Annotated in this window: 1 protein-coding gene; it reads right to left on the bottom strand. The window is 67.5% G+C overall.

Annotation, left to right across the window (positions count from 1 at the left end):
• A partial coding sequence (locus PZA18_RS23925) for a condensation domain-containing protein (RefSeq protein WP_284103404.1) occupies positions 1 to 1,061 on the bottom strand: 1,061 nt, incomplete at both ends.

Here is a 1,061-nt window from a genome sequence, read left to right as displayed (position 1 = left end):
GCCAGACTCAGCGGCCCCTGGGCTTCGATGGCGAAGTCGGGGGCGTGGCTGGCGTCGGCTTCGGCGCCTTCGAGGTAGGAGTAGGCGATATTCAGCAGCGGGTTGCTGCCAAAGCGCCGGGGGTCGTCCGCCAGCAGCGGGAACACTTCTTCGACCGGGTAGAACAGCTGGTCCATCACCTGCCATTGGGCATCGGCCAGTTGGCGGGCGTAGTCGGCAAAGGGCTGGTCGCCTTGACCAAAGCGGAAGGCGCACGGCGCCAGTGCCACGAACATGCCGACGGTACTCAGGCCCTGCCGGCTGCCATAGGCGTTGGCAACGGAGATCGAGAAGGCGGAGCGGCCGGATTCGCGTGCCACCACCAGCCCCCACAGCGCCAGGAAGAAGGTGGCCGGGGTCAGGTTCAGGCTGGCACAGAGGCGGCGGGCGCCGGCCTGTTCGTCGGCGCTCAGGGTCCAGCCTACGCTGCCCATCTGGCCACCGGCTTCAACGGCACCGTGGCCGAAGGGGTCGAATTCCAGCCCTTGCAGGGTCTGTTGCCAGAAGGTCTGGGCGGTCTGCCACAGCGGCAGTTCGCGTGCCTGGGCCAGGGCCAGTGCGTAGCGGCGGTAGCTGAGCCCGACCGGTGGCAGGGGTTCGCCCCGCAGCAGTTGTTCGAATTCCTGCTGCAGGATGATCATCGCCGGTTCGTCCACCAGAATGTGGTGAACCTGCAGCCGCAGCTGGGCACCGGCGTCGGTCTGCAGCAGGCAGCCCCGCAGCAGCGGGCCGTGTTCGAGCGCCATCGCCTGGGCCTGCACCGACTGCCAGCGCGCCTCGTCGAGCAGTACTTGTTCCACCGGCAGCTCAGGCTGCACTTCGGCGTAGGGGATTCCCTCCCGATCCACCCGGTAGCGGGTGCGCAGGATGTCGTGCCGTGCCAGCAAGCCTTGCAGGGCGGCAGCCACCGCCTCAGCGCCTATTCCGGCCGGTAGCGGAAAGTCCATCTCCAGCAGATAGGCCAATGAGTCCGGGTACAACCGGTACTGCGCATACAACCGCGCTTCCTGCGCCGACAACGG

This window comes from Parachitinimonas caeni, assembly GCF_030129945.1.
GTDB classification, from domain to species: Bacteria; Pseudomonadota; Gammaproteobacteria; order Burkholderiales; family Chitinimonadaceae; genus Parachitinimonas; species Parachitinimonas caeni.
The sequence above is the reverse complement of the archived record's forward strand: the minus strand, read 5'-3'. Positions and strand labels throughout refer to the sequence as shown.